Annotated in this window: 15 protein-coding genes and 1 pseudogene; 5 read left to right on the forward strand and 11 right to left on the reverse strand. The window is 62.2% G+C overall.

Translation table 11 applies throughout. The annotated features are described in order from the left end of the window. Window positions 1-44 precede the first annotated feature (44 nt). Complete coding sequence (locus NKI88_RS03080) at window positions 45-866, forward strand: DUF2189 domain-containing protein (RefSeq protein WP_023691119.1); 822 nt, start codon at window positions 45-47, stop codon at window positions 864-866. 63 nt (window positions 867-929) lie between these two features. Here NKI88_RS03080 and NKI88_RS03085 read toward each other — a convergent pair whose 3' ends face one another. From NKI88_RS03085 to NKI88_RS03115, 7 genes are all read right to left on the reverse strand, one after another. Next, a complete protein-coding gene (locus NKI88_RS03085) occupies window positions 930-1,328 on the reverse strand; it encodes a cytochrome C oxidase subunit IV family protein (protein ID WP_023667665.1) in 399 nt (132 codons plus the stop codon). A 9-nt stretch (window positions 1,329-1,337) separates the two neighbouring features. Continuing rightward, on the reverse strand, window positions 1,338-2,060 hold the full coding sequence (locus tag NKI88_RS03090) for a heme-copper oxidase subunit III family protein (RefSeq protein WP_023667664.1): 723 nt from the start codon (window positions 2,058-2,060) through the stop codon (window positions 1,338-1,340). A gap of 13 nt (window positions 2,061-2,073) precedes the next feature. Beyond that, complete coding sequence (locus NKI88_RS03095; RefSeq protein WP_023688233.1) at window positions 2,074-2,778, reverse strand: cytochrome c oxidase subunit 3; 705 nt, start codon at window positions 2,776-2,778, stop codon at window positions 2,074-2,076. After that, the gene (gene ctaD, locus NKI88_RS03100; protein WP_023681631.1) at window positions 2,775-4,544 is read right to left on the reverse strand and encodes a cytochrome c oxidase subunit I; all 1,770 of its coding nucleotides are present in this window, start codon (window positions 4,542-4,544) and stop codon (window positions 2,775-2,777) included. The genes NKI88_RS03095 and ctaD overlap by 4 nt, the downstream gene beginning before the upstream one ends. Before the next feature lie 22 nt (window positions 4,545-4,566). After that, window positions 4,567-5,451: a cytochrome c oxidase subunit II gene (locus NKI88_RS03105; RefSeq protein ID WP_023667661.1), complete on the reverse strand. Its 885-nt coding sequence runs from the start codon at window positions 5,449-5,451 to the stop codon at window positions 4,567-4,569. A gap of 228 nt (window positions 5,452-5,679) precedes the next feature. Next, entirely contained in the window at window positions 5,680-6,606 is a 927-nt protein-coding gene (locus NKI88_RS03110) for a DMT family transporter (RefSeq protein WP_352653703.1), read from the reverse strand. A gap of 132 nt (window positions 6,607-6,738) precedes the next feature. Continuing rightward, a complete protein-coding gene (locus NKI88_RS03115; RefSeq protein WP_352499617.1) occupies window positions 6,739-7,380 on the reverse strand; it encodes a glutathione S-transferase family protein in 642 nt (213 codons plus the stop codon). 159 nt (window positions 7,381-7,539) lie between these two features. Between NKI88_RS03115 and NKI88_RS03120 the strand changes: the two genes are divergently transcribed. Beyond that, window positions 7,540-8,454: a LysR family transcriptional regulator gene (locus tag NKI88_RS03120; RefSeq protein WP_352653704.1), complete on the forward strand. Its 915-nt coding sequence runs from the start codon at window positions 7,540-7,542 to the stop codon at window positions 8,452-8,454. A 25-nt stretch (window positions 8,455-8,479) separates the two neighbouring features. On the opposite strand, the pseudogene NKI88_RS03125 reads toward NKI88_RS03120, so the two are convergent. From NKI88_RS03125 to map, 4 genes and pseudogenes are all read right to left on the reverse strand, one after another. Next, a pseudogene (locus tag NKI88_RS03125) lies at window positions 8,480-9,099 on the reverse strand (isochorismatase family protein). 26 nt (window positions 9,100-9,125) lie between these two features. Next, window positions 9,126-9,668, reverse strand: coding sequence for a RidA family protein (locus NKI88_RS03130; RefSeq protein ID WP_352653705.1), 543 nt, complete (start codon window positions 9,666-9,668; stop codon window positions 9,126-9,128). 197 nt (window positions 9,669-9,865) lie between these two features. Continuing rightward, the gene (radC, locus tag NKI88_RS03135; protein WP_352653706.1) at window positions 9,866-10,633 is read right to left on the reverse strand and encodes a RadC family protein; all 768 of its coding nucleotides are present in this window, start codon (window positions 10,631-10,633) and stop codon (window positions 9,866-9,868) included. A gap of 113 nt (window positions 10,634-10,746) precedes the next feature. After that, window positions 10,747-11,580: a type I methionyl aminopeptidase gene (map, locus tag NKI88_RS03140; protein WP_352653707.1), complete on the reverse strand. Its 834-nt coding sequence runs from the start codon at window positions 11,578-11,580 to the stop codon at window positions 10,747-10,749. Window positions 11,581-11,859: 279 nt separating this feature from the next. Between map and NKI88_RS03145 the strand changes: the two genes are divergently transcribed. From NKI88_RS03145 to NKI88_RS03155, 3 genes are all read left to right on the forward strand, one after another. Then, on the forward strand, window positions 11,860-12,156 hold the full coding sequence (locus tag NKI88_RS03145) for a DUF982 domain-containing protein (RefSeq protein WP_023688240.1): 297 nt from the start codon (window positions 11,860-11,862) through the stop codon (window positions 12,154-12,156). Between the two features lie 102 nt (window positions 12,157-12,258). Continuing rightward, window positions 12,259-12,579, forward strand: a complete 321-nt coding sequence (locus NKI88_RS03150; RefSeq protein ID WP_352653708.1) for a DUF6074 family protein — start codon at window positions 12,259-12,261, stop codon at window positions 12,577-12,579. Between the two features lie 331 nt (window positions 12,580-12,910). Further along, entirely contained in the window at window positions 12,911-13,579 is a 669-nt protein-coding gene (locus NKI88_RS03155; protein WP_352653709.1) for a DUF2161 domain-containing phosphodiesterase, read from the forward strand. The last annotated feature ends 277 nt before the right edge of the window (window positions 13,580-13,856 follow it).

A 13,856-nucleotide genomic window follows, 5' to 3' on the forward strand; every position in this document is an offset into this window, starting at 1 on the left:
CCGTGAAACCGCGACCTTGCCGGACCTGGTCTGGAGGAACGGGCATGACAAGTTTTCACGTGATTGCAGGCGCCAGCGAAACGCTGGAACACACCAAAATCCGAAAAATCAGCGTTTCCGATCTATTCGATGCGCTCAAGCGCGGTGTTGACGATTTTATGGTCAAACCGTCGCACATCGTCTTTCTCTGCCTGATCTATCCGCTTGTCGGCGTGGTGCTCGCTGCCTGGACTTCGGGTGCCAATGCGTTGCCGATGTTGTTTCCGCTGGTGTCCGGCTTTGCGCTTATCGGTCCATTCGCGGCGATCGGCCTTTACGAGATCAGCCGCAGACGAGAAGCCGGGCTCGACACCTCCTGGACGCACGCGTTCGAGGTCAGGAATTCTCCGGCCCTGCCAGCCATCGCCGCAGTCGGGATCATGCTGGTTGCAATCTTCATCGCCTGGCTTTTGGCGGCGCAGGTGTTTTACGAATATCTCTTCGGCCCGGCTCCGCCTGCATCGATTTCGGGCTTCATCAATGAAATATTTGCCACCGGACGCGGCTGGTCTCTGATTGTCCTGGGGCACGCCATCGGCTTCGTCTTCGCCGCGGTGGTGTTGTGCACGACGGTTGTCGCCTTCCCATTGCTGCTCGACCGCGACGTCGGCGCCTACGAAGCCATCCACACGTCGGTGCGAGCGGTGCTGGCGAACCCGATCCCCATGGCTGTCTGGGGACTGATTGTCGCCGTCGCCCTGATCATAGGCTCGCTGCCGGTGTTTGCCGGGCTGGCGGTCGTGCTGCCGATCCTGGGTCACGCCACCTGGCATGTCTACCGCAAGGTTGTGGAGCCGCCATCGTCCCCGACGCGGGTAGGCCTCTGACCCTGCAGATCAGCTGATGGGAAGCTTCATCTCCGGTCTTTGACCGGAGATGAAGACTGTGCGTCAGGGCCCCGGTCCGAAGAAGGACAACCGGGTGAGAAGCGTGTAGTCCGCTTCGAAGAGCATCATCGCCACGAACACCAATATCAGAAGTGGCGGCAGGATGATCGCATAGGTCAGGGCCAGCCGCTCCCAGGCCATGTGCATGAACACGGCGACGATCAGCCCGGCCTTGAGGATCATGAAGATCAGGATCAGAGACCATCTGAGATAGCCGTGGATGCCGAGATAATCGACCATGTAGGAGCAGGCGCTGAGGATGAACAGCCATGCCCAGACCACCAGATAGAGCTTGATCGGATGTTCCTGATGAACCTCCGCGACGCCGGTCGATGGCCCTTCATGCGCATGATCAGAGTGCAGCGCGTGTTGCCCGAGGCCGTTTGCGGTTGCTTCAGCCATGTCAGCCTCTCACCAAAGATAGAAGAATGCGAAAATGAACACCCAGACCAGGTCGACGAAATGCCAGTAGAGCCCCATGATTTCGACGTTCTCGTAGCGACCCCTGCGGCTGGTGAAGAAGCCGGGACGACCGACGTCGTAGTCTCCACGCCAGACCTTTCGCGCCACGATGATGAGGAAGATCACCCCGATCGTCACATGCGTGCCGTGGAAGCCGGTGATCATGAAGAAAGTCGAGCCGAATTGTGCCGCGCCCCAGGGATTGCCCCACGGCCGTACCCCTTCGGTGATCAACTTGGTCCATTCGAAGGCTTGCATGCCGACGAAGGTGGCTCCTAGCGCTGCCGTCAGAAGCATGAGGATTGCGGTTTTGCGGCGGTCGCGGCGATAGCCGAAATTGACCGCCATGGCCATCGTTCCGCTGCTCGATATCAGCACGAAGGTCATGATGGCAATCAGGATCAGTGGAATGTCCGAACCGCCGATGCGAAGCGCAAAGACCTCGCTCGGATTGGGCCACGGCACACGTGTGGAGACGCGCGCGGTCATGTAGGAGAGCAGGAAGCAGCCGAAGATGAAGGTGTCGCTGAGCAGGAAGATCCACATCATGGCCTTGCCCCAGGACACGTTCTTGAACGCGCGCTGATCCGAGGACCAGTCGGCGGCGATGCCTTGCCAGCCTGCGGGCCGCGTCTCCGTTTGGCCGGTATGCGTCAGTGTCGTTTCTGCCATGCTCCTCGACCTCCTAGGTCAGCAACTGCCGGCAAATATCGATGAACGTCGCGGCCCAGCCGGCTAAAAGAGCGAAGATGGCGAGCCAGACGAAAAGCAGGAAATGCCAGTACATGGCGCACAATTCGACGCTGAGGCGAAGCCGTTCCGGCCGTGCCCCGTTCCAGGCGCCGGCGGTTGTCCTGCCCAGGCCCACCAGCCCTCCCACGATATGCAGGCCGTGCATCCCGGTTATCAGGTAGAAAAAACTGTTGGCCGGATTGGAGGCCAGAAAATAGCCATCGGCGGTCAGGTCCCGCCATGCCATGAGCTGCCCGATGAGGAAGGCGATCGCGGTGAGCCCAGCCGCGGCAAGGCCGAGCCTGACCGTGTCCATCTGGCGCTTGCGCGCCGCGATCGAGGCGCATTGCAGCGCAACGCTGCTCAGCACCAGCATGCCGGTGTTGAGCCAGAGCAGGCGTGGGATGGGCAGCGGCTGCCAGTCCGACAGCGCCATACGCATGAAGTAGGCGCTGGTGAACAGCGCAAACAGGCAGCCGACCACGGCGAGGAAGACACCGAGGCCAATCTTGGCGGTCGGCAGGCTCGATCGGTCGAAGGCGACAAAATCTCCTGCCACACCTTGCTCGAGCCATGGTTTCGCCATCAGACGCTGATGCGAGAGCCACCAGCCGGCAAAGCCGGCGATCACGAGAAGGAAGACCAGGATGACGCTCATGCCGGCTCCCTGGAGGGGCCGAACGTGCCCGGCATGTTTTGCGGAATGAAGTCCTCCTTGGCGCCCGGCACGCTGTAGTCATAGGCCCAGCGATAGACAATCGGCAGATCCTTGCCGAAATTGCCATGCGCCGGTGGCGTCTGCGGCGTTTGCCATTCGAGTGTCGTGGCTCGCCATGGATTGCCACCGGCCTCGCGCCCATGGCGGATGCTCCAGATAAGATTGAACAGGAAAACGATCTGGGCGAAGCCGACGATAAACGCCATGATGCTGATGAACGAGTTCAGGTGATGCGCCGACTCCGTCATGACCGTCACGTCGGTCAGTTCGGCATAGCGCCGCGGCACGCCCATCAGGCCGATGTAATGCATGGGAAAGAAGATCAGGTAGGCGCCGAGAAATGTGACCCAGAAATGGAACCGGCCGAGCGTCTCGTTCAGCATCCGGCCGGTGACCTTCGGGTACCAGTGGTAGATCGCGCCGAAGATGACGACGATCGGAGCAACACCCATGACCATATGGAAGTGAGCGACGACGAACATCGTGTCCGACAGCGGGACGTCGACGACGACGTTGCCGAGAAACAGCCCGGTCAACCCGCCATTGACGAAGGTGACGATGAAAGCCATGGCAAACAGCATCGGTATGGTGAGATGGATGTCGCCCCGCCACAGCGTCAGCACCCAATTGTAGACCTTGATCGCCGTCGGGATGGCGATGATCAATGTCGTGGTGGCGAAGAAGAAGCCGAAATAGGGGTGCATGCCGCTGACATACATGTGGTGCGCCCAGACCACGAAGCTCAGCGCGCCGATGCCAACGATGGCCCAGACCATCATCCGGTAGCCAAAAATGTTCTTGCGCGCATGCGTGCTGATCAGATCGGAGACGATGCCGAAGGCCGGCAGCGCCACGATGTAGACTTCCGGGTGGCCGAAGAACCAGAACAGATGCTGGAACAGGATCGGGCTGCCGCCATTGTGCTGTAGCTGTTCCCCCATCTCGACGACCGCGGGCATGAAAAAGGAGGTTCCAAGCGCGCGGTCAAGCAGCATCATCACGCAGGCGACGAACAGCGCCGGAAAGGCGAGCAGCGCCATGACGGTGGCGGTGAAGATGCCCCAGACGGTCAGCGGCAGGCGCATCATCGTCATGCCGCGCGTGCGGGCCTGCAGCACCGTCACGACATAGTTCAGACCGCCCATGGTGAAGCCGATGATGAACAGGATCAGCGAGACGAGCATCAGGATGATGCCCCATTCCTGGCCGCCAGGTGTGCCGGTCATGATGGCTTGCGGCGGATAGAGCGTCCAGCCGGCGCCGGTCGGTCCGCCGGGCGCAAAGAAGCTCGACACCAGCACCAGCACGGCAAGGAGGTAGATCCAGTAGCTCAACATGTTGACATAGGGAAAGACCATGTCGCGGGCTCCGACCATCAGCGGGATCAGGTAGTTGCCGAAGCCGCCGAGGAAGAGTGCCGTGAGCAGGTAGATCACCATGATCATGCCGTGCATGGTGATGAACTGGTAGTAGGCCTCGGGGGTGATGAAATCGAACGTGCCGGGGAAGCCGAGCTGCAGCCGCATCAGCCAGGACAGCACCAGCGCGACCAGGCCGATGGCCGTTGCGGTCGCCGAATACTGGATGGCGATGACCTTGGCGTCCTGCGAGAACACATACTTCGTCCACCAGCTGTGCGGATGGTAAAGCTCCATTTCCGCGACTTCGGCGGGCGGGACGGCATCTGCAGGCGTGATATCGACCATAGGCGGAGCACCTCCGTGCCCTTCAGCGGGACCCGACAGTTTCGAGTTTTGCCGCAACTTCTAGAGCTGACGCCGTCGCGTTGCCCGGCGCCTGTTCCACCGAGCCCGTCTGCTGCGGCGCCGACAATTGCGCGAACGTCTGCTGCTGGTCGAGCCAGGCCACATAGTCCTGCTCGGTATCGACCATGACGATGCCATGCATCATCGGATGCCCCTGGCCGCACAGTTCGGCGCACAGAACCTGGAAGGTTCCGGTCTTGGTGGGGGTGAACCAGAAATAGGTGACCGAGCCCGGTATCATGTCCATCTTGGCGCGGAATTCCGGAACGTAGAAATCGTGCAACACATCGATCGAGCGCAGCAGCATCTTGACCGGCTTGCCGACCGGCAGATGCAGGTCGGCCGCTTCGACCACGACGTCGTCCTGGCCGCTGGGATCCTTGGCGATCACGCCCAGCGGATTTTCAGCGGTGACGTCGCGGGTGTCGGATGTGCCGAGTTTGCCGTCCTTGCCGGGCAAGCGGAAGCTCCACTGCCATTGCTGGCCGACGACTTCGACCACGGTTGCGTCGCTTGGAACGTTGACGAACCGGCTCCAGACAAACAGGCCGGGAACCAGCATGGCGGTAACACCCACTCCGGTGACGATCGTCAGCCACCATTCGAGCCGCTTGTTCTCCGGTTCGTAGGCCGCCTGGTTGCCTTCGCGGTGACGGAAGCGGAAAACGCAATAGGCCATGAATAGGACGACTGCGGCGAAGACGACGCCGGTAATCCAAAAGGTGATGATGATGGTGTTGTCGATATAGTCCCAATTCGAGGCAATCGGAGTCCACCACCATGGGCTCAGGAAGTGGAACAACACCGAGCCCACGACGATCAAAACGAGTACAACCACTATGGGCATGTCCCGTTCCTCCCGGTATTTCAGGGGGCGCGAAGCCGTCCCGGGAAAATACCAAGTGCATCATGCGTGATTTGCGATCGAAATTCTAGAGCCGGTTGTGGAAGGAGCGAAAAATTGCTTCTGCGGCGCCCGGACCTTGCTTCGTTGGTGACGCCGGAGCGACACCTGACCCCCCAAATCAGGGAGGGCAGGGGCTGGTTTGATTCGGCTTGCCTTGTTCCAGCGGGATCAAAGCGCCTTGATGATGATGCAGCCGGCCAAAAGCAGCACGACGCCGGCGAGCCGCATGCCGGAGACAAGCCGCTGCGGCAGGCGGAACCAGCCGAAGGTGTCGACGAAGATGCCGGCGACCTGCTGGCCGGCCACCGTCAGGCTGACGGCAGCTGCCGCTCCGATGACGGGGATGGCGGTGAACACGGTCGTGACATAGGTGGCGCCGGCAAAACCTCCGAGCCAGCCCCACCAGGGCATCGACGACAGGCCGGCGAGGCGAGGGCGGGACGTCTTCGTCAGGGCAAGCGCGATCAGAAGCACCGCGGCCATGGCCAGCATCGCCACCAGGAACGAGATGGTGCCGACCGCAAACGGCGCGCCGCCAAGGTCGTGCCGAAGCAAGGCGTTTACAGCGCCTTGCACCGGAAGCACGGCGCCTGCCAGCAGCGCCAGTCCGATCCACCCTGGTCTTGAGGATGCGGTATTGTCGGCCGCGCCCTTCTGTCCCAGAACGATGAGGGCAGCCCCGGCAAGCAAGACGAGCATGCCGAAGGCAGGCCCGGCTCGCAGTCCGGCTTCGGGGATCCCGAGCCAGCCGAACGTGTCGAGGGCGAAGGATGCAAGCATCTGCCCAGCGATGAAGAGCCCGACGGACACGACGGCGCCAAGGCGAGGGAACAGAAGAATGGTCGAAACGACGTAGAAGGCCGAAGCCATGCCGCCGATCGCATGCCACCATTCGGCTTGCCGAACGGCAAGCAGAGCCGGTGTCGTTCCGGTGAGGGCCGTGATCGACAACAGCACGATGGCGCCGACCGCGAGCTGAAGCGTGGTCGCGGCAAAGGGTGAGCCGACCGCCTTTGAAAGTTGGGCGTTGGCGCCAGCCTGCACTGCGAGCAGGCCACCGGCGGCAAGCGCCAGAGGGATGAAGAGGATTTCCACGATCGTATTCCTTGAATGCGGGGTGCGGCGGCTAGGGCATGATCCCAAAAAGTGGGTGCCGGTTTTTGGAAAAGATCATGCTACAACAAAGGGTTAGGTCATGATGAGATTTCAACCAAATCTCATCATGATCTAAGCGGCAGCCGATGCTTCGGGCAGGGCGGGAACGGCAATGCCTCTGACAACTGCGGAGCGTCGGCCTATGGCGGCATACCAACGCGCCAGGTCTGGCGCGTCATCGAGGCTGAGGCCGAGCCTGGTGACGGCCGCGTTGATCCATGGCCATGTCATCACATCGGCGATGCCGTAGCTTTTGCCGACGATGTGCTCATAGTTCTTGAGCCGGCTATTGAGCACTCGGAAGACGCGTCCGGTTTCGCGCTCAAAACGCTCGATCACATAAGGGATTTTTTCCGGCGCGAAGATTTTGTAATTCCACAATTGGCCAAGCGTCGGGCCGACATGGGCCGCCTGGAACAAGGTCCAGGTCAGCGTATCGTCCGCCTCCTGCGCGCCCACCGGCTGAAGCTTGCCCGACCGTCGCGCCAGGTAGTGCAGGATGGCGCCGGATTCGAAGACCGTGCGGCCGGCGTCCCGGTCGACGATCACCGGGATCTTGTTGTTGGGATTGAGCGCCAGGAAATCAGGCTTGGTCTGGTCGCCCTTTTCGATGTCGACCAAGCGGACCGAGTAGGGCAGGCCGACCTCTTCCAGCATGATCGAGGCCTTGTGCCCGTTGGGTGTCTGGCAGGTGTAGAGTTCTATCGGCGTCATGGCTCTTCTCCGCGACTGTTTCTTTTGTCGTCGGACTCCATATGGCGTGCGTGCATGCGCAGATCGACATGCCGATTCGCCCGCTTGCTCTGCGTTTTTGCACAGTGAAGCGTCATTTGACTCGCAGAGCGCAGCGCTTTCTCTTATCTTTCTGCAAGGATGCACAGCTCGCGCGATATCGACTGGGAAGATCTGCGCATGGTGCTGGCCGTCGCCGATGGCGCTTCGCTGGCGGCGGCGGCTCGGATCCTGGGCGTGAACCACACGACTGTGCTGCGGCGCGTCAACGCCTTCGAGGCGCGGCTGGGCATCCGCCTTTTCGATCGGGTGCCGACTGGTTATGCCCTCACCCCGGGCGGCGAGGAACTGCTGGGCGCGGCACGCACAATGGCCGAGACGGTCAATGAACTGGCGCGCAAACTGTCGGGGCAGGATCTCAGGTTCGAAGGCAGGTTGCGGGTCACCACCACCGATACGCTGATGGCGTCGGTGCTGCCGCCGATCCTGGCGGCGTTTCATAAGCTCCATCCCGGCATACGGGTCGAGGCGATGACGCAGAATTCCATCGCCAACCTGACGCAAAGGGATGCAGACGTGGCGATCAGGCCGGTGTCGCAACCGCAGGAAATCCTGGTCGGCCGGCGCATTTCGGGCGTCGCCTTCGCCGCCTACGCGACACGTTCCTATGCCGAAACGCTACCCCCGGAGCCGAGACTGGGTGCGCTGCGCTGGATCGCGCCCGACGACAGCCTGGCCAACACCGGCGTCGCCCGCTGGATGCGGTCGTCGCTGCCCGATGTCGAGATCGCCATGCGCGCCGATTCCCTGGTGACGATGTCGCATGCGGCGGGCGCCGGAATCGGGGTTGCGGCGCTGCCCTGTTATCTCGGCGACAGCCTGCCCGGGCTTGTAAGGGTCGGAGGGCTGATCGAGGAGATCGGCTCGGCGCTGTGGGTGCTGGTGCACGACGATTTGCGCCGCACGGCGCGCGTCCACGCCTTCACCAAATTCGTCTCCGGCGAATTGCAGCAGCGGCGCGACCTTCTTGAGGGCAGGCTCGGCGCCGGAGCTTGAGACGCACGCCAGCTGACGCTGGGGTTCAACTCCGCAACAGGTTCCCAAGCTCGGCAACCGTCATCACGCGCCCGAACACCTTGCCTATGATGTCGAGGGTTGCATTGTGCGATGCCTCGTCCAGTCCGCCATTGGCGTCGCTGATGAAAGCCACCTTGTAGTCGCGCATGAAGGCGCTCCGCGCGGTGGATTCGCAGCAGATGCTGGTCACGGTGCCGATGATGATCACCGTGTCGACCCGGCCTGCGCCACGGATGTTGCGCAACACGGTCTCGAGCTGCGTGTTGTGGAAGGCATCGTAGCGGTGCTTCTTGATGACGACATCCCCAGGCAAGGGCGCAAGCGCGGCGACGATTTCGGCGCCGGCGTGCCTTCCCGCATGCCTTTGGTTTTCAGCTTCGGCTGATAGCTGGTTTCCAGCGGCGAGATATCGAAATGGTCGCTGAGCACATGCTGGGTGTAGATCACCGGGACGCCTTGCGCGCGGCAAAGCTCGACCACCTGCCGCATCGCCGGAATGCGATGGCGGGCCATGGCCACTTCCATGACGGCGCCCTCATCGACGAAGTCGCTTTGCATGTCGATGACCAGGAGGGCTGCGCGTTGCTTGTCGAACGGCCATGGTTCGTCGCCGGGCTGGGGCATTGCGTGTTTCCTGTTTCCGACGTTGATCAGGTGAGCAGCAGGCTCTTCATCGAGACATCGCAATTCCTGCCGATGACGATGTGATCGTGGATGGATGGAGAGATCAAGGTCGTGGCAATCTCGCAGCGAGTTCCGGGATTGGTTTGGGCGACTTGACGCGTCCTCGCTTGGCCCGGGTCGATGACCGCGATCGCATCGATCTCTATCAGGTAGCCGGGAGACATCACCGCTATCCCGACCACTACGTTTGCTGGCTTGTGATCGCCGAACAGCTCGACCTGGGCCGCTTCGATGATCGGCACGTGTTCGTCGCGTTTGTAATCGACGATGTAGATCGTGATCTTGCAGACTTGCTCGGGCCGAGCGCCGGCGGCAGCAAGCGCTCGGCCGAGATTCCCGAACGCCAGGCGCGCCTGGACTGCGAAATCACCATGGCCAACGAGCTTGCCGTGTATGTCTTCTGGCTGCTGGCCCGAGACGAACACCAGCTTGCTTCCTGTCGCAACGACGACCTGGGAGTACATTTCCGGAATCGGCAGATCATTTGGATTTATGCATTCGAGCGTCATTGAATAGATCTCCTGCAATGGCTGACGGGAACTGGCTGCTTCGTATTCGCGAGTCTACGACATTGTCGCCGAAGCGGGCGCTTCCGTCGCAATATCACTTCTACACCGCAAGCGTGGGCGTTTGAGCCAAGCCGGAATGTTGCTGATTGGCTCGCGAGCGGTGGCGTTTGGGATGACGGCACCGGCGCCCATCAGGCTCAGATCAGCAGCAGGCCCTTCATCGAGGCGTTGCCTTTCTTGCCGATGATGATGTGGTCGTGGACGGCGATGCCGAGCGGCTTGGCGCTGTCGATGATCTGCTTGGTCATTTCGATGTCCGCACGCGATGGTGTCGGATCGCCGGAAGGGTGGTTATGCACCAGGATGACGGCGCTGGCCGATAGTTCCAGCGCGCGCTTGATCACTTCGCGCGGATAGACCGGCGTGTGGTCCACGGTGCCGACCTGCTGTACCTCGTCGGCGATCAGCACGTTCTTCTTGTCGAGAAACAGGATGCGGAACTGTTCGCGGTTCTCGAACGCCATCGCCGAGCGGCAGTACGCGAGAAGCTGCGTCCAGTTGGACAGCACCTCGCGGTCGCGAACCTCGGTCCGCGCCATGCGCTGCGCGGCAGCGGCAATCACCTTCAGGTCGACCGCCACGGCGGGGCCGATGCCCTTCACCTCCTGCAGCAGCGCCACCGGTGCGCCAAGCACTTCGCCAAAAGTGCCGAAGCGCGCCAAGAGCGCCTTGGCGATCGGCTTGGTGTCGACGCGCCGGATCAGGCGAAACAGCAGCAGTTCGAGAAGTTCGTAGTCGGGCAGGGCGTCCGCGCCGCCGGCAACGAAGCGCTCGCGCAAACGGTCGCGATGGCCGTGATAGTGTGGCTTCTCCGCCGATTTGTCTCTTGGTGCCTTGTCCTTCGCCGGTGGTTCAAGCCACCGCTCGGAGAAGAACCCCCGTTCGTCGTCACCGCTGTTCCCCATCCATCCCCCACACTCCCCGAAGGCTTCGACGGCAGATTAGAGCGGTAAGCAGCGCGCGGTCGAGTTTTTTCGGCGACGGCGCCTCAAAGCCGCGGCTTGAGGCGATCTTGTTTTCAGCTGACCGGCGGCAGGCCGGGGCGGTCGAGCTTGTTTGGCGACAGGGTGAAAATCTCGCAGCCGGTTTCGGTGACGCCGATCGTGTGTTCGTACTGCGCCGACAGCGAGCGGTCGCGCGTCACCGCCGTCCAGCCGTCCGACAGCACTTTCACATGCGGCCGGCCAAGATTGATCATGGGCTCGATGGTGAAGATCATGCCCGGCCGCATCTCGACGCCTTCCGAGGCGGTGCCATAGTGCAGGATGTTGGGTGCGTCGTGGAACAGCTGGCCAACGCCGTGGCCGCAGAAATCGCGCACCACCGAGCAGCGCTCTGCCTCGGCATAGGTCTGGATGGCGGCGCCGATGGCGCCGGTGCGGGCGCCGGGCCGGACCGCCGCGATTCCGCGCATCAGGCACTCATGAGTGACTTCAAGCAGGCGTTCGGCGGCGCGCTTGATGGTGCCGACGGGATACATGCGCGAGGAATCGCCGTGCCAGCCGTCGAGGATGTAGGTGACGTCGATGTTGACGATGTCGCCATCCTTCAACGGCTTGTTGTCTGGAATGCCGTGGCAGACGACGTGGTTGATCGAGGTGCAGGACGATTTGGTGTAGCCGCGGTAGTTGAGCGTCGCCGGTAGCGCGCCTTGGTCCATGCCGAATTCGAAGACGAAACGGTCGATGGTCTCGGTGGTGACACCCGGCTGGACCATCGGCACCAGTTCATCGAGGCAGCGCGCGGTGAGATCGCAGGCCTTGCGCATGCCGGAAAATCCTTCTTCGCCATAGAGGCGGATCTGGCCGGTGTTCCTGAGGGGTGCCGTGGCGGCGTCGAGATAGGTGACCATAGTGTCCGTTTGCCTGTAAGCGGGCGGCGCATACCAGCCCGTTAGAAAATTTCCCCAGATTTGGCACTGCAAGCCGCAAGGTTCAAGGAAGAACTGCCGGCAATGGACTGATACTGGCCATATTCCTGGCTTGCGCGGCCGCTCAGATGACATCTAGGTGCGCGATCTCCTCCGAATGCCGAGATCGCACTGACGACACATTTTCGCGCAAAAGCAGCCAAAGCAACTTTTGACGACGAACGGCGTTGCTGTGGTCGACGCCAGTTCGGGAGATATAGAATGGACAGATTGCAATTCGAGGTGCCGGTGCGCATCGCGCCCGCGCCCGGGCTGCCGGTAGAGGAAATATACAGCGTCGAACAGGCGCTGGATATCCTGCATGACTGGCCAAAGAAGCGACAGGGCAAGGTCTATGAAGCGGCGTTCAATGCCTGTTTCGGGGCCACGGTGGATGTGGTCAGGACTGAGGACGCATGGCGCGCCTTCATGGCGTTTTGCCGGGTCAGTGGCCTGCTGGCCAGGGACATGATGGTTACGGCCAAGCGCGCCGGCGAGGCGAGGGGCCTGAGGGTCTAGAGTTCTGCTTGGCCTGGAGGCCGGCCAACCGACTCGTTCCAATCGGCGCGGACTCCGCGGCGTTAAGGTTCCGTTTCCGACTTCACAGCTAGGCATGAGGCCATGGAGCAGCGTCTGATTCGTTGCGTCAGTCTCATGGTGCAGAATATGTCTTCAGCCAATGTGCGTACCTTCCCGCTAGATCGGCAGACCGTGCTGGTGCGCGAGGTCGCCGCAAGGCTGGGCAGACTGCACGGCGACACGGCCACGTCGTTCTGGAAGGCCACGGCGCGCGAACTCCTCGACAAGGCGGTCGCGGCCGGCTGCGATGCGGCTTCGGCGGCCAACGATGTCCGCCGGTTTTTTGCCGCGGTCCAGGACGAGATGCATTTCAAGGCGGACGATGCCGCACCAGGGCAGCGCCGGACGCGCACCCGCCCCTAGCCTCAAAACACACGCGCTCATCATTGTGTGGCCAACCGTGGACCGGTCTTGCGTCGACGGATCTCGGGTCTTACGCTGTCGATTGTGCCGTCCCAGCCACGGCGAGCGCCTTGTTGAACGCGAGACAGGCGATGAAATACTGGTCGCGCTCGGCCCTGGCGACGTCGGTCATCGCCAAGGAAATCGTCGAGCGCTATGGCGGGACTATCATGCCGGAGACCTGCCTGACGGCCGCCTTTGCAAACAGTGGGTCTCAAGGCGGCTTAGCGCAAGGCGTCGGCCTCTCGGCGATCCCTGTGCCGACCCGATCCGAATCGGCTATGCCTGCGCGATGCAGGAAACGTCTCTCTACATCCCGGTGAAGCGGTTTCTCGAGAGCCTGGAATTCACGGTCAAGGGCGAAGTCGGGCACTGCGATATCGTGGCGGTGCGCGACGGCGAGCCGCCTGTGCTGGTCATCTGCGAACTGAAATTGCAGTTCAACCTCGAACTGGTGCTGCAAGGTGTCGATCGCGCCGCGGCATGCGACGAAGTGTGGCTGGCCGCGCGCATGTCGGCGCGTGGCAAAGGCCGCGAGCACGACCGCCGTTTTCGCGCGCTGTGCCGGCGGCTCGGCTTCGGGCTTCTGGCTGTCAGCGGCAAGGGGGAGGTCGAATTGCTGCTCAGCCCGGCCGCTCTGCCGCCGCGTCGCGATCCAAAGCGGCGCTCGCGGCTGATGGAGGAACACCTGCGCCGGCGCGGCGACCCGGTGGTGGGCGGCGGTTCGCGCGCGCCGATCATGACCGCCTACCGGCAGGATGCGCTGGCCTGCGCCGCAGCCATGACCGACGGGCCGAAACGCCCGCGCGATCTGAAAGCGATTTCGCCGCGCGCGCCCAGCATCCTATTGGACAATGTCTATGGCTGGTTCGCCAGGGCCGAGCGCGGCGTCTACGCGCTGACCGAATGCGGCCATGCGGCGTTGCAGCGCTGGCCACAGGTGGCGCACGACCAGGGATGAGTGGCCGGAGATTGCCGCGAGCAGGCGCCGAGGGAAACCTCGGCACGGGAGCCGCTGTTCGCCGTCTCAACCGATGCGCCGCGCCACCGTTCCAGCCGCTGCTAGTTCGGCGGCTGCCGCGAGGCCTCTTGTTTTCCTGAAAGATCTGGTACGCCCAAGGGGAATCGAACCCCTGTTACCGCCGTGAAAGGGGCCAGTCCGGAGCTTTTCCGGGACCGTCCGGGAACGCGCCAGACTAGTCATCATCATGAAAAGACTTGTTTATTTCCTGCGCGGT

This window comes from Mesorhizobium sp. M0317, from assembly GCF_040321555.1.
Taxonomy (GTDB): Bacteria; Pseudomonadota; Alphaproteobacteria; order Rhizobiales; family Rhizobiaceae; genus Mesorhizobium.